19 protein-coding genes and 5 tRNA genes are annotated in these 21986 nt (G+C 56.3%); 16 read left to right on the forward strand and 8 right to left on the reverse strand.

The window, feature by feature from the left end; genetic code table 11:
* Positions 1–11 precede the first annotated feature (11 nt).
* The 16 genes from A6013_RS07180 (at position 12) to A6013_RS07255 (ending at position 11653) form a co-directional block, all read left to right on the forward strand.
* Positions 12–890, forward strand: coding sequence for a metal ABC transporter substrate-binding protein (locus A6013_RS07180; protein WP_069732785.1), 879 nt, complete (start codon positions 12–14; stop codon positions 888–890).
* Between the two features lie 129 nt (positions 891–1019).
* Positions 1020–1517, forward strand: coding sequence for a nicotinamide-nucleotide amidase (pncC, locus tag A6013_RS07185; RefSeq protein ID WP_028014190.1), 498 nt, complete (start codon positions 1020–1022; stop codon positions 1515–1517).
* Between the two features lie 89 nt (positions 1518–1606).
* Positions 1607–2665 carry a recombinase RecA gene (recA, locus tag A6013_RS07190; protein WP_028014189.1) on the forward strand — a complete coding sequence of 353 codons (1059 nt, stop codon included), beginning with the start codon at positions 1607–1609 and terminating at the stop codon, positions 2663–2665.
* Between the two features lie 68 nt (positions 2666–2733).
* Positions 2734–3234 carry a recombination regulator RecX gene (recX, locus tag A6013_RS07195; protein ID WP_028014188.1) on the forward strand — a complete coding sequence of 167 codons (501 nt, stop codon included), beginning with the start codon at positions 2734–2736 and terminating at the stop codon, positions 3232–3234.
* A 131-nt stretch (positions 3235–3365) separates the two neighbouring features.
* A complete protein-coding gene (gene alaS, locus A6013_RS07200) occupies positions 3366–5993 on the forward strand; it encodes an alanine--tRNA ligase (RefSeq protein ID WP_063155070.1) in 2628 nt (875 codons plus the stop codon).
* A 241-nt stretch (positions 5994–6234) separates the two neighbouring features.
* Positions 6235–6420: a carbon storage regulator CsrA gene (gene csrA, locus A6013_RS07205; protein ID WP_000906486.1), complete on the forward strand. Its 186-nt coding sequence runs from the start codon at positions 6235–6237 to the stop codon at positions 6418–6420.
* Between the two features lie 342 nt (positions 6421–6762).
* Positions 6763–6855, forward strand: a tRNA-Ser gene (locus A6013_RS07210).
* Positions 6856–6859: 4 nt separating this feature from the next.
* A tRNA-Arg gene (locus A6013_RS07215) sits at positions 6860–6936 on the forward strand.
* 64 nt (positions 6937–7000) lie between these two features.
* Positions 7001–7077: transfer RNA gene (locus A6013_RS07220), tRNA-Arg, on the forward strand.
* 29 nt (positions 7078–7106) lie between these two features.
* Positions 7107–7183: transfer RNA gene (locus A6013_RS07225), tRNA-Arg, on the forward strand.
* A 161-nt stretch (positions 7184–7344) separates the two neighbouring features.
* Positions 7345–7421, forward strand: a tRNA-Arg gene (locus A6013_RS07230).
* 125 nt (positions 7422–7546) lie between these two features.
* Positions 7547–8113 carry a fructose-1-phosphate/6-phosphogluconate phosphatase gene (yqaB, locus tag A6013_RS07235; protein WP_069732786.1) on the forward strand — a complete coding sequence of 189 codons (567 nt, stop codon included), beginning with the start codon at positions 7547–7549 and terminating at the stop codon, positions 8111–8113.
* Complete coding sequence (locus tag A6013_RS07240) at positions 8110–8538, forward strand: YqaA family protein (protein ID WP_008499541.1); 429 nt, start codon at positions 8110–8112, stop codon at positions 8536–8538. Before yqaB ends, A6013_RS07240 begins: the two co-directional genes overlap by 4 nt.
* Before the next feature lie 83 nt (positions 8539–8621).
* On the forward strand, positions 8622–10166 hold the full coding sequence (gshA, locus tag A6013_RS07245) for a glutamate--cysteine ligase (protein WP_069732787.1): 1545 nt from the start codon (positions 8622–8624) through the stop codon (positions 10164–10166).
* Positions 10167–10319: 153 nt separating this feature from the next.
* A complete protein-coding gene (gene luxS, locus A6013_RS07250) occupies positions 10320–10835 on the forward strand; it encodes an S-ribosylhomocysteine lyase (RefSeq protein ID WP_008499539.1) in 516 nt (171 codons plus the stop codon).
* 53 nt (positions 10836–10888) lie between these two features.
* Positions 10889–11653, forward strand: a complete 765-nt coding sequence (locus A6013_RS07255; protein WP_028014184.1) for a helix-turn-helix domain-containing protein — start codon at positions 10889–10891, stop codon at positions 11651–11653.
* On the opposite strand, the gene leuA is transcribed toward A6013_RS07255, so the two are convergent.
* The 8 genes from leuA to proV form a co-directional block, all read right to left on the reverse strand.
* On the reverse strand, positions 11640–13295 hold the full coding sequence (gene leuA / locus A6013_RS07260; RefSeq protein WP_063437569.1) for a 2-isopropylmalate synthase: 1656 nt from the start codon (positions 13293–13295) through the stop codon (positions 11640–11642). The two genes, A6013_RS07255 and leuA, sit on opposite strands and share 14 nt — an antisense overlap.
* A 96-nt stretch (positions 13296–13391) precedes the next feature.
* Positions 13392–14939 (reverse strand): multidrug efflux MFS transporter permease subunit EmrB, encoded by a 1548-nt coding sequence (emrB, locus tag A6013_RS07265; RefSeq protein WP_028014182.1) that lies wholly within the window; start codon positions 14937–14939, stop codon positions 13392–13394.
* Positions 14940–14955: 16 nt separating this feature from the next.
* Positions 14956–16128 carry a multidrug efflux MFS transporter periplasmic adaptor subunit EmrA gene (emrA, locus tag A6013_RS07270; protein WP_021241959.1) on the reverse strand — a complete coding sequence of 391 codons (1173 nt, stop codon included), beginning with the start codon at positions 16126–16128 and terminating at the stop codon, positions 14956–14958.
* A gap of 128 nt (positions 16129–16256) precedes the next feature.
* Entirely contained in the window at positions 16257–16787 is a 531-nt protein-coding gene (gene mprA / locus A6013_RS07275) for a transcriptional repressor MprA (RefSeq protein ID WP_041911975.1), read from the reverse strand.
* A gap of 315 nt (positions 16788–17102) precedes the next feature.
* Entirely contained in the window at positions 17103–18287 is a 1185-nt protein-coding gene (locus tag A6013_RS07280) for an MFS transporter (protein ID WP_028014180.1), read from the reverse strand.
* A 172-nt stretch (positions 18288–18459) separates the two neighbouring features.
* On the reverse strand, positions 18460–19455 hold the full coding sequence (gene proX / locus A6013_RS26745; RefSeq protein ID WP_045260894.1) for a glycine betaine/L-proline ABC transporter substrate-binding protein ProX: 996 nt from the start codon (positions 19453–19455) through the stop codon (positions 18460–18462).
* 9 nt (positions 19456–19464) lie between these two features.
* Complete coding sequence (gene proW, locus A6013_RS26750) at positions 19465–20529, reverse strand: glycine betaine/L-proline ABC transporter permease ProW (RefSeq protein ID WP_069732788.1); 1065 nt, start codon at positions 20527–20529, stop codon at positions 19465–19467.
* Positions 20522–21724, reverse strand: coding sequence for a glycine betaine/L-proline ABC transporter ATP-binding protein ProV (gene proV, locus A6013_RS07295; protein ID WP_045260893.1), 1203 nt, complete (start codon positions 21722–21724; stop codon positions 20522–20524). Before proV ends, proW begins: the two co-directional genes overlap by 8 nt.
* Positions 21725–21986: the final 262 nt, after the last annotated feature.

Consider the following 21986-nt stretch of genomic DNA (forward strand, 5'->3'; position numbering starts at 1 on the left):
AAGGGGAAACGATGAAAAGTACAGGATTAATCATGGCGCTAGCGCTGGGGATGATGTCGCATAGCGTGATGGCGAAAACGCTGAATGTGGTCACCAGCTTTTCGATACTGGGGGATATCGCGCAGGAGGTGGGGGGCGATCGTGTAAACGTGACGACGTTGGTGGGGCCGGACGGCGATCCCCATACCTTCGAACCGTCGCCTAAGGACAGCGCGGCGCTGAGCAAGGCTGACGTGGTCGTGGTCAACGGTTTGGGGCTGGAAGGCTGGCTCGACCGCCTGGTGAAAGCCTCCGGGTTCAAAGGCCAACTGGTCGTTGCCTCAAACGGGGTGAAAACCCACACGCTTAAGGAAGATGGAAAGACCGTGACCGATCCGCACGCCTGGAACAGCGCGGCGAACGGTGCGCTGTATGCGCAAAATATTCTGAACGGGCTGGTGAAAGCCGATCCGGAAGACAAAGCGGCGCTGGAGGCTTCAGGAAAACCATACATTGCGCAACTGACCCAACTGGACAGCTGGGCCAAAACGCGCTTTAGCCAGATCCCGCAGGAAAAGCGCAAAGTGCTGACCAGCCATGACGCGTTTGGTTATTTTGGTCGCGCTTATGGCGTAACCTTCATGGCACCTCAAGGACTCTCTTCAGAGAGCGAGGCCAGCGCGTCGCAGGTGGCGGAGATTATCAAGCAGATTAAAGCCGACGGCGTGAAAACGTGGTTTATGGAAAACCAGCTCGATCCGCGTCTGGTGAAGCAGATTGCGTCGGCGACGGGCGCACAGCCGGGCGGCGAACTTTACCCGGAAGCCCTGTCGGCAAAAGGTGGGGCAGCAGACACCTACGTTAAGGCGTTTCGCCATAATGTCGATACGCTTGCGAACAGCATGAAATAATATTTTTACAGCCGGTGCGCCCGCACCGGCTTTTTTCTGAAGCCCCCTCGTAAAACCTGAAGCGCATCCCCATATCTGACGAGAAAGTGCTATCTTGTGCTGCACGTTTTTCTCAAGCCTGGAGCAAGAATGACTGACCATGAATTGATGCAGCTTAGCGAGATCGTTGGCCTTGCCCTGAAGCAGCGTGGCGCGACTATTACCACCGCGGAATCCTGCACCGGCGGATGGGTGGCGAAAGCGATTACCGATATCGCCGGCAGTTCCGCCTGGTTTGAACGTGGCTTTGTGACCTACAGTAACGAAGCTAAGGCGCAGATGATTGGCGTGCGCGAAGCCACGCTGGAACAGCATGGCGCGGTCAGCGAACCGGTTGTCATTGAAATGGCCATTGGCGCGCTGAAAGAGGCGCGGGCAGATTACGCCATTTCCATCAGCGGCATCGCGGGGCCGGACGGCGGCAGCGACGTGAAGCCTGTCGGCACCGTCTGGTTCGGGTTTGCCACGTCCAAAGGGGAAGGGATCACTCGCCGGGAGTGCTTCAGCGGCGATCGCGAAAGCGTGCGTCGTCAGGCTACCGTTTATGCGTTAAAAACGCTCTGGCAACAATTTCTACAAAATACTTGATACTGTATGACTATACAGTATAATTGCACCAACAGAACAGAAGTCCATGGTGAAGCGCAGTTGCTTCTCCCGGCATGACAGGAGTAATAATGGCTATCGACGAAAACAAACAGAAAGCGTTGGCGGCAGCACTGGGCCAGATCGAAAAGCAATTCGGTAAAGGCTCCATCATGCGCCTGGGTGAAGACCGTTCCATGGATGTGGAAACTATCTCCACCGGTTCGCTTTCTCTGGATATCGCACTGGGCGCGGGCGGTTTGCCGATGGGGCGTATCGTAGAAATCTACGGTCCGGAATCCTCAGGTAAAACGACGCTGACCCTGCAGGTTGTTGCAGCGGCGCAGCGCGAAGGTAAAACCTGTGCGTTTATCGATGCCGAGCACGCGCTGGACCCGGTCTATGCCCGTAAGCTGGGCGTTGATATCGACAACCTGCTGTGTTCCCAGCCGGACACCGGCGAGCAGGCGCTGGAAATTTGTGACGCGCTGGCACGCTCCGGTGCGGTTGACGTGATCATCGTCGACTCCGTTGCGGCGCTGACGCCAAAAGCGGAAATCGAAGGTGAAATCGGTGACTCTCACATGGGCCTCGCGGCACGTATGATGAGCCAGGCGATGCGTAAGCTGGCCGGTAACCTGAAGCAGTCCAATACGCTGCTGATCTTCATCAACCAGATCCGTATGAAAATTGGTGTGATGTTCGGTAACCCGGAAACCACCACCGGTGGTAACGCCCTGAAATTCTACGCCTCTGTCCGTCTGGATATCCGCCGTATCGGCGCGGTGAAAGAGGGCGAGAACGTGGTGGGTAGCGAAACCCGCGTGAAGGTTGTGAAGAACAAAATCGCAGCACCGTTCAAACAGGCTGAATTCCAGATCCTCTACGGCGAAGGTATCAACTTCCTCGGCGAGCTGGTTGACCTGGGCGTGAAAGAGAAGCTGATTGAAAAAGCGGGCGCCTGGTACAGCTACAACGGTGACAAGATTGGTCAGGGTAAAGCGAATGCTATCTCCTGGCTGAAAGAGAACCCGGCTGCGGCGAAAGAGATTGAGAAGAAGGTGCGTGAGCTTCTGCTGAACAACCAGGACTCCAAACCTGATTTCGTGGTGGATGCCGCGGATGCTGAAGAAACCAACGAAGACTTTTAAGTCTCTCGTGTAAAGATGAAGGGCTGCTGACGCGGCCCTTTTTGCATTTCTGATTCTGCAGGTTTTTTATGAGTGAACCGACATCACGCCGACCCGCCTACGCGCGCTTGCTGGATCGTGCGGTACGCATTCTCGCCGTGCGCGACCACAGTGAACAGGAGCTGCGGCGGAAGCTGTCAGCGCCCGTCATGAGCAAAAACGGGCCGGAAGAGATTGATGCCACTGCGGAAGACTACGACCGCGTGGTGGCCTGGTGCTATGAGCATCATTACCTGGACGATGACCGGTTTGCCTCGCGTTTTCTCGCCAGCCGTGGTCGCAAAGGGTATGGGCCCGCGCGCATCCGCCAGGAGCTTAACCAGAAAGGGGTGGCCAGGGAGTCCATCGAAAAAGCGATGCGCGAAAGCGACACGGACTGGTGCGAACTGGCAAAAGAGCAGGCGATTCGTAAGTACGGCGAACCGCTGCCGCGTGAATTTTCAGAAAAAGTCAAAATCCAGCGCTTTTTGCTCTACCGCGGCTTTCTGATGGAAGATATTCAGGATATCTGGCGTAATTTTGCCGATTGAACGCATGCGGGATTTTACTTCCCACTAAAGAAAACTTATCTTATTCCCACTTTTTCCAGTAGCTGGTCCGTCCAACGGTTTACCGATACAGGCTGGCTACGACATTTCGTTAGCTTGATTTCAGGATAATTATGAGCAAGAGCACCGCTGAGATCCGTCAGGCGTTTCTCGATTTTTTCCATAGTAAGGGACACCAGGTTGTTGCCAGCAGCTCCCTGGTACCGAACAACGATCCGACTCTGCTGTTTACCAACGCCGGGATGAACCAGTTCAAGGATGTGTTCCTTGGTCTCGACAAGCGTAATTATTCCCGCGCCACAACCTCACAGCGTTGCGTGCGTGCGGGCGGTAAACACAACGACCTGGAAAACGTCGGTTACACCGCGCGCCACCACACCTTCTTCGAAATGCTGGGTAACTTCAGCTTCGGCGACTACTTCAAACATGATGCCATTCAATACGCATGGGAGCTGCTGACCGGTGAAAACTGGTTCAACCTGCCGAAAGAGCGTCTGTGGGTGACCGTCTACGAAACCGATGACGAAGCGTTCGAAATCTGGGAAAAAGAAGTGGGTATCCCGCGCGAGCGTATTATTCGCATCGGTGATAACAAAGGCGCGCCATATGCGTCTGATAACTTCTGGCAGATGGGCGACACCGGTCCTTGCGGTCCGTGCACCGAGATCTTCTACGATCACGGCGACCATATCTGGGGCGGCCCTCCAGGCAGCCCGGAAGAAGACGGCGATCGCTATATTGAGATCTGGAACATCGTCTTCATGCAGTTCAACCGCCAGGCTGACGGCACCATGGAGCCGCTGCCGAAGCCGTCCGTTGATACCGGTATGGGCCTGGAGCGTATCGCCGCGGTTCTGCAGCACGTTAACTCCAACTACGAGATTGACCTGTTCAGCACTCTGATCAAAGCCGTTGCGAACGTTACCGGCGCGACCGATCTGAACAACAAATCGCTGCGCGTTATCGCAGACCATATTCGTTCCTGTGCGTTCCTGATTGCCGACGGCGTTATTCCGTCGAATGAAAACCGTGGCTACGTGCTGCGTCGCATCATTCGCCGTGCGATCCGTCACGGCAACATGCTGGGCGCGAAGGACACCTTCTTCTATAAACTCGTTGGGCCACTGATTGGCGTGATGGGGTCAGCCGGCGACGAGCTGAAACGCCAGCAGGCGCAGGTTGAGCAGGTTCTGAAAACCGAAGAAGAGCAGTTCGCTCGTACGCTGGAGCGCGGTCTGGCGCTGCTGGACGAAGAACTGGCGAAGCTTAAGGGCGACACGCTGGATGGCGAAACCGCTTTCCGCCTGTACGACACCTACGGCTTCCCGGTTGACCTGACGGCGGACGTTTGCCGCGAGCGCAACATCAAAGTTGATGAAGCAGGCTTTGAAGCCGCGATGGAAGAGCAGCGTCGTCGTGCGCGTGAGTCCAGCGGTTTCGGTGCAGACTACAACGCGATGATCCGCGTTGATAGCGCGTCTGAATTCAAAGGTTATGAGGCGCTGGAACTGACCGGTAAAGTGACCGCTCTGTTTGTTGACGGTAAAGCCGTAGACAGCATCAGCGCGGGCCAGGATGCGGTTGTCATTCTGGACAAAACGCCGTTCTACGCCGAATCCGGCGGCCAGGTTGGCGATAAAGGCGAACTGAAGGGCAATGGTTTCAGCTTCAGCGTCAGCGACACCCAGAAATACGGTCAGGCGATTGGTCACCAGGGCAAACTGGTTTCCGGTTCTCTGAAAGTGGGCGAGGGCGTCCAGGCTAACGTTGATGAAGCTCGCCGCGCGCGCATTCGTCTGAACCACTCGGCAACCCACCTGATGCACGCAGCCCTGCGCGACGTGCTGGGTACCCACGTTGCACAGAAAGGTTCTCTGGTAAACGATAAAGTGCTGCGCTTCGACTTCTCGCATTTTGAAGCGATGAAGCCGTCTGAAATTCGCGCGGTGGAAGACCTGGTGAACGCGCAGATCCGTCGTAACCTGCCAATTGAGACCCACATCATGGATCTTGAGGACGCGAAGAAAAAAGGTGCGATGGCGCTGTTTGGCGAGAAATATGACGAGCGCGTTCGCGTGCTGAGCATGGGCGACTTCTCTACCGAACTGTGCGGCGGTACTCACGCCTCGCGCACCGGTGACATCGGCCTGTTCCGCATTGTTTCCGAATCCGGTACGGCTGCAGGTGTGCGTCGTATTGAAGCGGTGACCGGTGAAGGCGCAATCGCCAGCCTGCATGCGCAGAGCGATCAGCTGCACGACATCGCGCAGCTGCTGAAAGGCGATAGCCAGAATCTGGGCGAGAAAGTGCGCGTTGCGCTGGATCGCACGCGTCAGCTGGAAAAAGAGCTGCAGCAGCTGAAAGAGCAGGCTGCGGCGCAGGAGAGTGCAAACCTCTCCAGCAAGGCTGTAGACATTAAGGGCGTCAAACTGCTGGTCAGCGATCTGGCGGGCGTTGAGCCTAAGATGCTGCGTACTATGGTCGACGATCTCAAGAACCAGCTTGGTTCTACCGTTATCGTGCTGGCGACAGTGGCAGAAGGTAAGGTTTCTCTGATTGCGGGCGTCTCTAAGGATGTGACCGACCGCGTTAAAGCAGGGGAACTGATTGGTATGGTCGCTCAGCAGGTGGGCGGCAAGGGTGGCGGTCGTCCGGACATGGCGCAAGCCGGTGGTACGGATGCGGCGGCACTTCCTGCGGCATTAGCCAGCGTTGAAAGCTGGGTAAGCGCGAAACTGTAATAACTACAAAGCACAAGCAGACGCCATAGCGGCAACGTTATGGCGTCTTGTTCACTGTGCTATCGATAACGATAAAGTCAGGTTGAGTTTGTGTATATCGGCTAAACTTACGTTTAACAGAATGTGATGCCGTGACTGCTTACACTTTACGTGTTTGTCATCGCTTACTTTTTGGCGTTATATGATGGATAATGCCGGGATACAAGAGACCCGACTCTTTTAATCTTTCAAGGAGCAAAGAATGCTGATTCTGACTCGTCGAGTTGGTGAGACCCTCATGATTGGGGATGAGGTCACCGTGACAGTTTTAGGGGTAAAGGGTAACCAGGTACGTATTGGTGTTAACGCTCCTAAAGAAGTATCTGTCCACCGTGAAGAGATCTACCAGCGTATCCAGGCTGAAAAATCCCAGCAGTCCAGTTACTGATATTGTCGCGTCTCGCTGTCGGGCGAGACGCAACCCTCCCGCTATTTTTCCTGCTCAAAGTTACCGTTTAATTTCAATCGCTCTCTTTTTAACCACTCCGTTACCCTTAACTCGTCTCAATACCGCCATTTCGGCAGATGTTTTCTGTGGCGTTGCCTGCAAAATCCGCTTATAAAACACCCTCTTTGCGGCTTTTACATGCGAATTGCGTGTGATTTGTGCAAACGATAAAAGCTTTTGGAAAATTGTTTGACTTATAAGTCCCAGAAAGTAATATATGCGCCACGCAGCGACGAGAAGCTCTTAACGAGTCACTCGAAGCACTCGAAAGAGGCGTTGTGTGGTGAGGTGGCCGAGAGGCTGAAGGCGCTCCCCTGCTAAGGGAGTATGCGGTCAAAAGCTGCATCCGGGGTTCGAATCCCCGCCTCACCGCCATTTTGCATCCGTAGCTCAGCTGGATAGAGTACTCGGCTACGAACCGAGCGGTCGGAGGTTCGAATCCTCCCGGATGCACCATCTATTACTTCATATTGCTTTCGAAGTGATATGAATATCGAGCAGTACAGTAGTAAATCCCGATGCATCCGTAGCTCAGCTGGATAGAGTACTCGGCTACGAACCGAGCGGTCGGAGGTTCGAATCCTCCCGGATGCACCATTTACTATTTCTGAAAGCAGTTCCCTGATGCATCCGTAGCTCAGCTGGATAGAGTACTCGGCTACGAACCGAGCGGTCGGAGGTTCGAATCCTCCCGGATGCACCATATTCTCCGAGATAACAGCGATGCTGTTTTTTCAAGGTCTGCGAGTTAATCGCAAGCACCAGGGAGGATAACGTTGCTTTAGCAACGGCCCGAAGGGCGAGGCGCAGCCGAGTAATCCTCCCGGATGCACCATTTACTGTTTCTAAAAGCATTTCCCCGATGCATCCGTAGCTCAGCTGGATAGAGTACTCGGCTACGAACCGAGCGGTCGGAGGTTCGAATCCTCCCGGATGCACCATCCCTTCTGTTATTACCTTCGATGTTTAGTTCTTAATCACTCTCGTAGTTATCACTTCTCAATCAGCGACAAAAACCCCCTTTTACGATAAAGTAATGCTTTGTTAATCGTTTAGCGAGAGCACGATGTACGCACAGTATGACGGTTTGATCTTCGACATGGATGGCACCATCCTGGATACTGAACCCACGCATCGTCAAGCCTGGACCGAGGTCCTTGGCCGCTACGGCATGCGTTTCGACCTTCAGGCGATGATTGCCCTCAACGGATCCCCAACCTGGCGTATTGCGCAGGCCGTGATTGAACTGAATCAGGCCGATCTCGACCCACACCTTCTCGCGCGTGAAAAAACCGATGCGGTAAAAGCCATGCTTTTAGATACCGTACGCCCTCTGCCACTGATTGATGTGGTAAAAGAGTGGCACGGGCGTCGCCCGATGTCTGTCGGGACGGGCAGCGAGAGCGCGATAGCAGAAGCGTTGCTCAACCATCTTGGCCTGCGCCACTATTTTTCTGCCGTGGTGGCCGCCGATCATGTTAAAAATCACAAGCCCGCGCCGGACACCTTCCTGCTTTGCGCAGAATTAATGGGCGTACCGGCGGCAAAATGCGTCGTGTTTGAAGATGCCGACTTCGGTATTCGGGCCGCGCGTGATGCCGGAATGGCGGCGGTGGATGTGCGCTTACTGTGAGTGACGCGCTGTCACTTGCCTCATTATTCGCCAGCAGTTTTCTAAGCGCCACGCTGTTACCGGGAAATTCGGAAGTGGTACTGGTGGCGATGCTGTTGTCCGGCGTGAGTCAGCCCTGGCTGCTTGTATTAATAGCAACAATGGGTAATAGCCTTGGAGGGCTGACTAACGTTATTCTTGGGCGTTTCTTTCCGCTGCGCGAAAAATCGCGCTGGCAGGAAAAGGCAGTCGGCTGGCTAAAACGCTATGGCGCTGCCACGCTGTTATTAAGCTGGATGCCTGTAATAGGCGATTTACTGTGTTTGCTGGCGGGATGGATGCGCATCTCCTGGGGACCGGTGCTCTTTTTTTTGTGCCTTGGCAAGGCGTTGCGCTATGTTCTCGTGGCGTGGGCAACACTACAGGGTATGACGTGGTGGCACTAATTGGTGGAATGAATACGCGACCTTCAATCGTCAACCATTACAATTATGCTGAGTAACATTACTTTGACAGGCGGGAGGTCAATTTGATCCCGGACGTATCTCAGGCGCTGGCCTGGCTGGAAAACCACCCTCAGGCTCTGAAGGGTATTCAGCGTGGTCTTGAGCGTGAAACGCTGCGCGTTAACGCGGACGGTAGCTTAGCGACGACGGGTCACCCGAAGGCGTTAGGCTCGGCGCTGACACATAAATGGATCACAACCGATTTCGCTGAAGCGCTGCTGGAGTTCATTACGCCGGTGGACGGCGATATTGATCATATGCTGACGATCCTGCGCGACATCCATCGCTACACCGCGCGCAATCTCGGCGATGAGCGTATGTGGCCGCTCAGCATGCCGTGCTATATCGAGCAGGGCCAGGAGATTGAGCTGGCGCAGTACGGCACGTCAAACATTGGTCGGCTGAAAACGCTCTATCGCGAAGGTCTTAAAAATCGCTACGGCGCGCTGATGCAGACGATCTCTGGCGTGCACTACAATTTCTCTTTGCCGATGGCGTTCTGGCAGGCGAAGGGGGGAGAAACGGATAAAGAAGCGATCTCCGCCGGTTATTTCCGTCTGATCCGCAACTATTACCGTTTTGGCTGGGTGATTCCGTATCTGTTTGGCGCGTCGCCTGCCATTTGTTCATCGTTCCTGCAGGGGAAACCGACCACGCTGCCGTTCGAAATAACCGAGTGCGGCATGTACTATCTCCCGTACGCGACTTCTCTGCGCATGAGCGATCTGGGCTATACCAATAAATCGCAAAGCAATCTCGGTATTACGTTTAACGAATTGCACGAATATGTGGCAGGATTGAAGCGGGCGATTAAAACTCCGTCGGAAGAGTACGCGAAAATCGGCCTCGAAAAAGACGGAAAGCGCCTGCAAATCAACAGCAACGTATTGCAGATTGAAAACGAACTGTATGCGCCAATTCGTCCGAAGCGCGTGACGCGCAGCGGTGAAACGCCGTCGGATGCGCTGCAGCGCGGCGGCATTGAATACATTGAAGTGCGCTCGCTGGACATCAACCCGTTCTCACCGATTGGCGTTGACGAGCAGCAGGTTCGCTTCCTGGATCTGTTTATGGTCTGGTGCGCGCTGGCGGATGCGCCGGAAATGAGTTCAGACGAACTGCTTTGTACGCGCACGAACTGGAACCGCGTGATTCTGGAAGGCCGTAAACCGGGTCTGACGCTGGGTATTGGCTGCGAAACAGCGCAGTTCCCGCTGGCTAAGGTAGGTAAGGATCTGTTCCGTGACCTGAAGCGTGTTGCCCGCACCCTAGACAGCATCGACGGCGGCGACGCGTATCAACAGATTTGCGACCAGCTGGTGGAATGCTTTGATAACCCGGAACTGACGTTCTCTGCACGCATTTTGCGCACCATGATCGAGCAGGGGATTGGCGGCACGGGGCGTTCACTCTCAGCGGAGTACCGTGAGATGCTGATGCAGGAGCCGTTAGAGATCCTGAGCGAAGCGGATTTTGTCGCGGAGCGCGACGCGTCCCTGGTGCGTCAGAAAGAGGTTGAAGCGGCGGATACGGAGTCGTTTGAGGCGTTTCTGGCGAAGCAGGCTTAAGCAGAAAAGAAAAAGGCCACATCGCTGTGGCCAAAATATACATCTCTGAATTCAGGGATGATGATAACAAATGCGCGTCTTTCATATACTCAGACGTGCATTCTGTAGAAGAGTTCAGTTTATTTTAAAAAAAATCACTATCGGAGGTGACGTATGCCGTTATTAGATAGCTTTACTGTCGACCATACCCGTATGGAAGCACCTGCAGTCCGCGTGGCGAAGACCATGCACACCCCGCACGGCGACACGATCACCGTCTTCGATCTGCGCTTCTGCGTGCCGAATAAAGAAGTGATGCCGGAGAAAGGCATTCACACCCTCGAACACCTGTTCGCCGGTTTCATGCGTGACCACCTGAACGGTAACGGCGTTGAGATCATCGACATCTCTCCGATGGGCTGCCGTACCGGCTTCTACATGAGCCTGATTGGTCAGCCTGAAGAGAAACGCGTCGCCGATGCGTGGAAAGCGGCGATGGAAGACGTGCTGAAAGTGAAAGAGCAGAACCAGATCCCTGAGCTGAACGTTTACCAGTGCGGCACTTACCAGATGCACTCTCTGGAAGAAGCCCAGGAAATTGCCCGTCACATCATCGAGCGTGACGTTCGCGTGAACAGCAATGAAGAGCTGGCCCTGCCAAAAGAAAAACTGCAGGAACTGCACATCTAGTATTGTGCCTGTGGATGCCCGGTGGCGCTTCGCTGGCCGGGCCTACAATCCTCATGACGACAACCACCACCTTCTCCTTTACCCATCGCCCACTTGTGCCGTTTTCGCATGATTATGCTCATGGCGATAGCGAGCCGTGGCATGAGCACGACTGCGCGCAGCTGCTGCACAGCCTGACGGGCGTCGTGCGGGTCGATACCGCATCCGGCTGCTGGGTAGTGCCGCCCGGGCGCGGCGTCTGGCTACCGGCGGGAACACAGCACTCGCTTCGCATCACCGGCAACGTTGCAGCCCGCACGCTGTTTATCGATCCGCTGGCGCGAGCCGATCTCCCGGCGACCTGTCAGATCGTGCAGATCTCCCCGCTGCTGCGCGAGCTGATCCTCACCTCCCTGACGCTACCGGAGTCGTACTCGCCGGGAAGCCGTGACGAGCGCGTGTATGAGCTCATTCTGGATGAAATTCGCATCATGCCGGTGCTGCCGTTTCACCTGCCGGAACCGGAAAGTGAAGCGTTACGCCAGCTGTGTCGGCAGGTCCGTCAGTTACCAGGTGAAAGCTGGAGCGGTCAACAGAGCGCGAGCTTGCTCGGCATGAGCGAGCGTACGCTGAACCGCCATTTTCAGCAGCAGACCGGGTTAAGCTACGGCGAGTGGGTGAGAAGGGCGCGCCTGCTGGAAGCCTTAGTGCGGCTGGCCCAGGGCCAGCCGGTGCTGCGCGTGGCGCTGGATCTGGGATACGGCAGCCACAGCGCCTTTACGGCGATGTTCCGCCGGACGATGGGTATCTCACCCAGCGATTACTTTAAGAACGACTGACCGCGTTAAACAGCGCCTGAAGCGACGCGCGCGCCACGTCGCTGTCAATGCCCACGCCCCAGCTGCTGGTGCCGTCCTGGAACAGGCAGCGGATATAGGCCACCGATCGGCTGTCGCTGCGTTCGCCCAGCGTATGTTCGTGATAATCCTTAATCATAAACGGCGCGTTGACCCAGCGGCTCAGGCCCTGCGCGGCAGCGGAGAGCAGACCATTGCCCTGACCCTCCAGCTGGCGCGTTCCCCCCTGCGTGACGACGCTTGCCGTCAGCCGCAGCTGGCCGTCCTGCTGGCCGTCGCTGCGGTAGGATTGCAGCGCCAGCTGCGGCGTCGTTACCAGCCCGTAGCGGGTGCGGAATAGCTGCCACAGCGCGTTCTGCGTCATTTCTTTCCCGTGGCGATCCGTTTCCTGCTGCACGTGCTGGCTAAAATCCTGCTGCAGGGCGCGGGGCAGCTTCAGGCCGTGGTTTTGCTCAATAAGCCAGGCGCTGCCGCTTTTTCCTGACTGGCTGTTCACGCGGATCACCGCTTCGTAGGTGCAGCCGATGTCCTGCGGATCGACGGGCAGATAGGGCATCTCCCAGCGATCGCCAGGCCTGCGGGCATCAAAGCCTTTCTTGATGGCGTCCTGATGCGAGCCGGAGAAGGCGGTATAGGCCAGCCGTCCTGCCCACGGATGGCGCGGATGGACAGGCAACTGGTTGCAGGTCTCTACCGTTTCGACCACCCGATTCATATCGCTAAAGTCCAGATTGGGACTAATGCCCTGGCTGTAGAGGTTCATCGCCAGCGTTACCAGGCAAACGTTGCCCGTGCGTTCGCCGTTGCCAAAAAGGCAGCCCTCTACGCGGTCGGCCCCGGCCATCACCGCCAGCTCCGCGCTGGCGACGCCCGTTCCGCGGTCGTTATGCGGATGCACGCTGATGCAAACGTCGCGGCGACGGCTGAAGTGGCGGCAGAAATACTCTATCTGATCGGCATAGACGTTCGGCGTACTGACCTCGACGGTAGCGGGTAAGTTGATCACCATTGGCCGTTCATCGCACGGCTGCCAGATCTCCGCCACGGCTTCACAAATCTCCAGTGCAAACTCCGGCTCGGTAAAGCAGAAGGTTTCCGGGGAGTACTCGTACTGCCAGCGGGTTTCAGGGTTCTCTTCACAAAGCTGGCGGATAAGCCGCGTGGCGCGGGTTGCCAGCTCGACGATCTGCGCTTTCTCCATGCCGAACACCAGGCGGCGGAACAGCGGGGCGGTGGCGTTATACAGGTGGACGGTGGCCTGCTTCGCGCCGCGCAGGGATTCAAAAGTACGATGGATAAGATCTTCCCGCGCCTGTGTTAACACCTGAATCGTGACGTCATCCGGAATGCGGTTCTCTTCGATGAGCTGGCGGACAAAGTTGAAGTCGGTCTGCGAGGCGGACGGGAAGGCGACCTCAATCTCTTTAAATCCGCAGCCCAGCAGCAAATCCCAGAACTGCAGCTTGCGCGCGCTGTCCATCGGCTCGGCAAGCGCCTGGTTGCCGTCGCGTAAGTCTGTCGAGAGCCAGCGCGGCGCGCGGGTGATGGTCTGCTCCGGCCAGCGGCGGTCGGGCAATGAAACGGTGGGATAAGGCTGGTATTTGTCGGCGGGTGTGTTCAGCATGATGCGCTCCTGTTGTCTTTTCACTATCGTGAAGTGATTTCAGGAGCGCTGCTTTATCGAAACTGACAATCGCTGTCGCGTTCTGGACAACGCGAATCAGTGCGCCCCTCCGCCGCCGCCACCGGCGCCAAACGGCGGTCTGGCAAACCACACCAGCCCCAGCAGGACGATGAAGATCCCCGCCGATATCCAGAAAATCTCGTTGGCCGAGATAATCAGTCCCTGGTTGGTGATCTGCTGGGCAATCCAGCCGGACGCCTGCTGCTCCGTCATCCCCATGCCCTGAAGCTGACTGTACATCTGCTGGGCATTCGGATTGTACGGGTTCACCGCTTCGGTCAGTTGGGCATGGTGCATCGATTCACGGTTGGTCCACAGGGTGGTGGTGATCGACGTCCCGATGGAACCCGCTAGCGTACGGGTGAAGTTCGACAGGCTTGATGCCGCCGCCAGACGCTCAGGCGGCAGGCCAGAGAGCGTAATGGTGGTCAGCGGCATAAAGAAGCACGCCACCGCAAAGCCCTGAATAAACTGCGGCCACGCCGAGGCGCCAAAGTCCATTCCCGGCTCAAAGGTATACGCGCGCCAGTAGAAGCACACGGCGTACATAATGAAGCTGAACGTCACCAGCCGACGCATGTCGAGCTTGTGGGCGAAGCGGCCAATAATCGGCGACAGCAGAACCGGGATCACCCCAACGGGCGCTGAGGCCAGACCCGCCCAGGTCGCGGTATAGCCATACACTTCCTGCAACAGCTGCGGCAGCAGAACAATCGCGCCGAAGTAGAGCATATAGGCGAGGCTGATACACAGGCAGCCGATGGTGAAGTTTCGCGATTTGAAGAGCGAGAGATCGACAATCGGGTTGTCGTCCGTCAGCTCCCAGACAATCAGGAAGCTTATCGACACCACCGCGACAATGGTCAGGATGATGATCTCCTGCGAGTTGAACCAGTCGAGCTCTTTACCGCGGTCGAGCATGATCTGCAGACTGCCGATACCCAGGATCAGCAGCGCCAGCCCGATGCTGTCGATACGGCGCTGTTCGGTGCGCGTCTCTCGTCCCCGCAGCGACTGCAGCGTCATCAATACCACGACGGCGCCAATCGGTACGTTGATAAAGAAGATCCAGCCCCAGTGGTAGTTATCGCTGATGTACCCGCCCAGAATCGGTCCGCAGATAGGCGCGACGATAACGGTCATTGACCACAGCGCCAGCGCGACCGAACGTTTTGCTGGGGGGTAGTTGCTCAGCAGCAAACTCTGCGACAGCGGGATCAGCGGCCCGGCGACAATCCCCTGAATGACGCGGAAGAAAATCAGCATCGTCAGGCTGCTGGACATGCCGCACGCCCAGGAGGCAAGAACAAACGCTACCGTGGACCAGAGGAACAGCTTCACCTCACCGACGCGCTTCGCCAGCCAGCCGGTGATAGGGATGGAGATGGCGTTTGCCACCCCAAACGAAGTAATGACCCAGGTCCCCTGGCTGAGCGACGAGCCAAGGTTGCCGGCGATGGTTGGGATCGCCACGTTTGCGATGGTGGAGTCCAGCACCTGCATGAATGTCGCCAGCGACAGCGCAATGGTCATAATGACCAGCTGCGCGCCTTCCAGCGGTTTTTGCGGCTTTTGCTGTTGCATAACGCTCACCTTCGGATTAACCGGCGTTTGCCTTCACGATGTCATCGATCAGTTTGTTGACCGGATCGAGGCTAATTTCACGGGCGTTACTTTCATAAACCGGGCTGCTACGCACCTGGCTTGCCAGGATCTGACCGTCGCGGTTGGCGGTATCGACCGTCACAAGCGTGGAGAGGCCGATACGCAGCGGGTGATCCGCCAGCTGTTTGGCATCCAGCTCGATACGCACGGGCAGACGCTGAACCACTTTAATCCAGTTACCGGTGGCGTTTTGCGCAGGCAACAGGGAGAAGGCGCTGCCGGTCCCCATATCCAGACCCACCACTTTCCCGGTGTACTTCACGTCATCGCCGTAGATGTCGCTGACGACCGTCGCGGTCTGGCCGATACGCATATGGGCGAGCTGCGTCTCTTTAAAGTTGGCGTCTACCCACAGGTTGTCTGCCGGCACGACCGCCATCAGCGGCGTGGTCGGGCTAATCTGCGCCCCTGGCTGGACGGAACGGCGGGAGACGTAGCCGGTCATCGGACTGACGATTTTGGTACGCTGCAGGGCAAGCCATGCGTTGCGTACTTCAGTCGCCGCCTGTTGTACGGCGGGCTGGTTTTCGAGGCTGGTGCCGAGCACCATCGCCTGGTTGGCGTTGTACTGTTGAATCGCCACGTCCAGCTGTGCCTGGGCACTGGCAACCGCGTCGCGCGCGTGCTGCAGCTCTTCACGGCCAATCAGGTTAGCGGTGCCGAGCGGTACACGGCGGTTCAGGTCGCTCTGCGCCTGCGCAAGTGCGGTTTTCTGCACGTCGATGTTGGCCTGCAGCTGTTTACTGTTGATCATCAGCTGGCGGGTCTGACGGACGCTGGAGGCCAGCGCGGTCTGGGCTTTCTCAAAGGCCTGTTGGGCGTCGGTTGGATCGAGGGTCACCAACACATCGCCTTTTTGCACAAAGTCGGTATTGTCAGCCCAGACTTTCGTCACGCTGCCCGACACCTGCGCCATAATCTGTACCTGGTTCCCTGCCACGTATGCGTCGTCAGTCTCTTCTGCATGACGCAATACTAAAAACCAATAGATCCCATATGCCACGGCAATAATAATAAAGAGCAAGGTCAACAGAAGAAGGGCACTTTTACGTTTGCCTTTCTTATTGGCCGGTTGCTGCGGGGTAGTGCTCTCCGCATTTGCGCTCATTGTTGTTCTCCACGATCTTCTTATTTTCACATCGGCTGAGCCGACCTGTTGTCAGAAAGGCCAGCAGTGTGACGTGCTGGCCTGTCGGTTTTCTTATATAAATCTGGATTGTTGAGCGTGTCGTCGCGTTAGCGCAGCGCCTCAAGAACAGCGCCTTCTTCATCCATCTGGTCCAGACGGGTGAGCAGCTTGCGAGTGATATGCTCAAGCTGGTCGCGCTCGGAAGTACTGAGGGCAGACCAGAGTTTGTGCAGGCAATTGTGCTGAGGTGGCAGCACCTCACGCAGGAACTGGTGACCTTTATCGGTCAATTGCAGATGCAGGCAGCGGCGATCGTTATCGCTTTCACGGCGCTCAATCCAGCCGCGCTTTTCCAGCTCATCGGCAATACGGGTCGCATTGGTACGGGACGATCCCAGCGCGCAGCTCAGCTCAGAAGGCTGAATGCTATGGTTTTCCTGAGACTCCAGCGTAATCAACGCCATAAACAACGTCTCGTTAATCCCTTGAGCTTTCAGCATTTTATTACGATTTTCCAGCAGCTTACCCTGCATGTGCATGCACAGGCGGGTCAGCAGGATTTCCTGATACGGGAAGTCCTCATGACGACTGGCGCGGAATTTAAGCATTTGTTCAATGGGCGTAAACGAACTATCCATTTTGGGCATAACCTCATTAATTACAGCCGATATAGTAACGATGGTGACAAATAATGTAAATGAATTATTTGTGCGGTTATATCCGCCAAACGAATGCCACCATCAAAGAGCGCCGGGTAAGTCCGTGACCCGGTGAGCACAGAAAGCGTAGGGTATAAACCCGCTGAAGAGAGGATGTGGGGACGGGGGTCTGAACTATTCATGCCAATTGTAGATATGTCACCCACATTAAAATTTCTGGGATAAATGATTACGTTTACATTAACAGACTGCCGGGCCCCTTTACACCCTAAGAGGCCCAAAGCAATGTAAAACTTAATGAATTGCTTCCTGACGATGATAGCCGCGCCACCATACAACCAGGTTAAGCGCGGCGACGAGTGCCCCTATCCCGCACACACCTGACCAGCCGGCATGCTGCCACGCCGACGCTGATATTAACGAACCCGCCGCACCACCAATGAAGTAGCTGGTCATGTATCCGGCCGTGAGGCGGTTACGCGCCTCGGGCTTCACGCGGTAAATCACGGTCTGGTTGGTGATGTGAACACCCTGTACGGTGAGATCGAGCACCAGAATACCGACGATCAGCGCCAGCACCGAGACGTGCCCATACCAGATGGCCGCCCAGGAGAGCAGGAGCAAAATCAGTCCGGCTGTCGTGGTCATGTGCGATTTGCCTTTATCAGCCAGCCCGCCTGCCGGGCGAGCGCCCAGTGCACCTGCTGCACCGGCCAGACCGAACAGACCAATCACCCCTTCGGAATAATTGAACGGCGGTGCTGCCAGCAGAAATGCCATCGACGTCCAGAGAATGCTGAAGTTGGCGAAGGTTAAACACCCCAGCAGAGCGCGGGTGCGCAGCAGTTTATCCTGCGTGAACAGGCTAAACACGGAGGCCAGAAGCTGCGGGTAATTCAGGTGGTTCTCCTGCTTCACCTTCGGCAGCCCGCGCCACAGCGCCAGCGCCATCACCACCATCAATACGCTCGCCACCCAGTAGACGGTGCGCCAGCCACCGAGGCTTGCCAGCAGCCCGGCAACGGTTCGCGCCAGCAGAATGCCCAGCAGCAGGCCGCTCATGATAGTGCCGACCACCTTGCCGCGTTTTTCCGGCGAGGCGAGCGTTGCGGCGAGAGGCACCAGGATTTGCGCGACGACGGAGAAAAGCCCCGTTAGCGCGGTACCGACGATCATCATCGTCAGCGACTGGCTGCTGGCGGTGATCAGCATGCCGCCTGCCGCCAGAAGCGTCATAGAGACGATAAGCATCCGGCGCTCAAACATATCGCCCAATGGCACCAGGAACAGCAGCCCTGCCGCATAGCCGAGCTGCGCAGCGGTGACGATAAAGCCGGCGGAGCTGGCTGAAAGATCGAAGGCGCGCGCGATAGTATCAAGCAGAGGTTGTGCGTAATAGTTGCTGGCGACTGCCAGACCCGTTGCCACGGACATTAAAAGGATGAGTGCGGGGCTAAGCCCCTGAGATGTTTTTGTCATTAGTTTCAGGAATCGTGAGTTAAGTGATTATTTTTCCGGAAACCATAATAGCTAATGATTGAGAATGTTGGGGGATTGTTATGTGTGTGTTTGTGCGGTTAATCCCCTCACCCTAACCCTCTCCCCAGAGGGGGGGACGGGCTGGGGGGAGGGGTAAGGTTGTGTTGTGTTTTTACTTCTGCGCCGCAAGCGCCTCTTTCACCCAGCCATCAAACTGCTGCTGGTGGGCTTTGATCCAGCCGTCCACGTGGCCTTTGACATCCGCCTCAGAGGATTTGCCCGCATGCATCATCGCATTCTGGGCGTTGATGTCCGCCAGCGGCAGCTTCATCACCGAGAACAGCTTCGCCGCAGCCGGGTTTTTCTCCGCCCAGGCTTTGTTCGCCACGATGTGCATGGTGTTCACCGGGAAGCCATAGTTCATGCCGTTCGGCAGTTTGGTGTCGATATCTTTCTGCTCGCCGGGCAGGGAGGAGAAGGGCACCTGTAACCACACCACGTCTTTGCCCGGCTTCAGCACGTCGCTCACCCAGTAAGGCGTCCAGGTGTAGTAGATCACCGGCTTGCCTTCTTTAAAGCGGGCAATGGTGTCGGCCATCATCGCGGAGTAGTTGCCGTGGCTCACGTCGACGGTTTTCGCCAGATCGAACGCTTTGTTCTGGTGGTTAATCACCGCTTCGCAGCCCCAGCCCGGCGAGCAGCCCATCATGTCGGCCTTGCCGTCACCGTTGGTGTCGAACAGTCTGGCGATCTTCGGATCTTTCAGCTGCTCAATATTGGTGATGTGGTACTTATCAGCGGTTTTCTTGTCGATCAGATAACCCTGCGCCGCGCCGGTCACGAAGGTACCTTCGCGATAGAATTTCTTATCGCCACCTGCGGCGGCATACATGTCGTCGTGCAGCGGCTGCCAGTTCACGGCGGTAAAGGTGGCATCACCGGAGGCAATCGAGGTGTAGCCCACGTTGTAATCCACTTCGCTCGGCGTGTTGACCGTATAGCCCAGCTTCTCCAGCGCGCGGCTGACGATCAGGGTCTGGAAGCTCTCTTCCGAAATGGTGCTCTGCACCGGCTGCACGGTAATGCCTTTGCCCGGCAGGTCAGCGGCAAACGCGCTGGTGGAGACAAGGGTGGCAAACGCTGTGGCAAAAAGTACGTTATGTCGCATCGTTGTTCCTTATTTTGTAAATGGGCGGGTCAGTAACCCGACAGGGCCGGTGGTGTACCAGCGACGGTTGCCGCGACTGCGTGAATCACGACCGACAGCCTGGGTCAGGCGGTCAAGGATAATGGCGAGGATCACAATCCCGACGCCGCCGACGGTCGCCAGCCCCATGTCGAGACGGCCAATGCCGCGCAGCACCATCTGGCCGAGACCGCCAACGGCGATCATCGAGGCGATCACCACCATAGACAGCGCCAGCATCAGCGTCTGGTTAACGCCCGCCATAATGGTCGGCATCGCCAGCGGAAGCTGCACCTTAAACAGCATCTGACGCGGGCTGGCGCCGAACGAGCGCGAGGCCTCAATCAGATCCGCCGGCACCTGGTTAATCCCCAGAATGGTCAGGCGAATAATCGGCGGCAGGGCGAAGATAATGGTCACCACCACGCCCGGCACGTTACCGATGCCGAACAGCATCACGATAGGCACCAGATAGACGAACGCCGGGGTGGTCTGCATCGCATCCAGCAGGGGACGAATAATCTTCGCCGCCCGCGGGCTGCGCGCCAGCCAGATCCCCATAGGCAGGCCGATGACAATGCAGAAGAGCAGGGCAGTCAGCACCAGCGCCAGGGTAATCATCGCCTGAGACCACGCGCCAATCGCGCCGATGGCAATCAGGGAGATCAGCGTGGCGACGCCCATACCCGCGCTACCGAACTGCCATGCGATCAGCGAGAACAGGATTATCGCCACGGGCGCAGGCATGCCCAGCATCAGCTGCTGGAAGCCGTTCAGGATGTAATCCACCGGGATGCGGATCCCCTGGAACACCGGGCGGAAATGGGTAACGACCCAGTCGATCCCCTCTGTCACCCAGCTGTCCAGCGGGATCAGCGTCTTGTGGAACGGATCCAAAATATTGAAATGCTCTGGCGCAGGCGCGGGTGCGCTGTTGAGCCAGTCCGCCGCGCCGCCTCCTTCGGCAGGTGCGGGCGTGGAACCCCACGCATCGGCAGATTGCGCCGCGCTGTCCGCAGCTTCAGTGGTACCCCATGGGTTTGATTGATCAGCCATTGTTTGCCCCCTCGCGATCTAAAGCCTGTAGCAGCATCCGTTTTGAGATGATGCCAACGTACTGTTGTTCTTCACCGACAACCGGCACGGCGCAAGGCGCCTGACCCACGTGAGAGAGCAACTCGCTAAGCGGCGTTTCGGCATCCACGGCAAGCGGAGCGTCAATCAACGCCGCATCGATTCCCTGGTTTTCGCTCAGGGCGGTTTTCAGAGAGTCGATGGAGACAACGCCGACAAATTTATTGCCGCGTTCAACCAGATAACCGTATTCACGGTCTTCATCCTGCAACAGCTTCAGCGCGGAGCGCGGGCCGAAGCCTGGCGTTTTTCGAATAATGCCGTTTGGCGTTCGGCGGGCAATATCTTTCGCGCTAAATACCTGGCTAATATCCACGCCGCGGAAGAAGGTGCGCACGTAATCATTCGCCGGATTATTCAGAATTTCATCCGGCGTGCCGACCTGCACCACTTCGCCATTTTGCATAATGGCAATGCGGTCGCCAATACGCATGGCTTCATCGAGATCGTGAGAAATAAAGACAATGGTGCGCTGGTGTTTGGCCTGTAATTTTACCAGCTCATCCTGCATCTCGGTGCGAATTAAAGGATCGAGGGCTGAAAAGGCTTCATCCATTAATAATATGTCTGGATTAATGGCTAACGCGCGGGCTAATCCGACGCGCTGACGCATCCCGCCCGAAAGCTCGTCCGGGTAGGCATGAGCGTAATTTTCCAGCCCTACCTGACGCAAAGCATCCAGGGCTTTTTCCTGACGTTCCTGAGCGGGCGTGCCGGCTAATTCCATACCGAAGGCGGTATTATCGAGCACCGTCATATGCGGCATGAGCGCGAATGACTGAAACACCATTGCGATCTTCTTTCTGCGCACCTCGCGGAGTTCTGCGTCTGAGATTCTGGCGATATCCACGCCGTCAATCAGCACCTGTCCGCGGGTGGGTTCAATCAGGCGATTGAGAAGGCGAACCATAGTGGATTTACCCGAACCGGATAACCCCATGATGACAAAAATCTCGCCTTCTTCAATGGCCAGACTGGCGTCTTTAACGCCAAGCGACAGCCCGGTTTTTTCCAGAATTTGCTCTTTCGAAAGGCCTTTCTCAATATATTTGAATGCGCGCTGCGGGTGCTCGCCAAATATTTTATAAAGATTTTTCACTTCTAATTTAATTGCCATGCAATAGAGAGTGTCCTGTTATTTGTTTATGTCGATATGATTACCATGGTAAATTGTTAACGGGCATAACCCTAACATACTGAGAATCTGAGACAACCCTGAGTTGGCCTGATGCCGGAATTTTGCTGCAAGCGAAACGGCTGAATTTCCCATGAATAAAGGGCTGAGGGCGGTTTGAATTTTTCTCAATTTTTTGCTGCTGCATCGGGAAATTCGCCTGAATCGGTGTGATTCAGGCAAATATGACAGGGAAATTACAGTG

The organism is Enterobacter sp. IF2SW-B1 (assembly GCF_001743375.1).
GTDB classification, from domain to species: domain Bacteria; phylum Pseudomonadota; class Gammaproteobacteria; order Enterobacterales; family Enterobacteriaceae; genus Enterobacter; species Enterobacter bugandensis.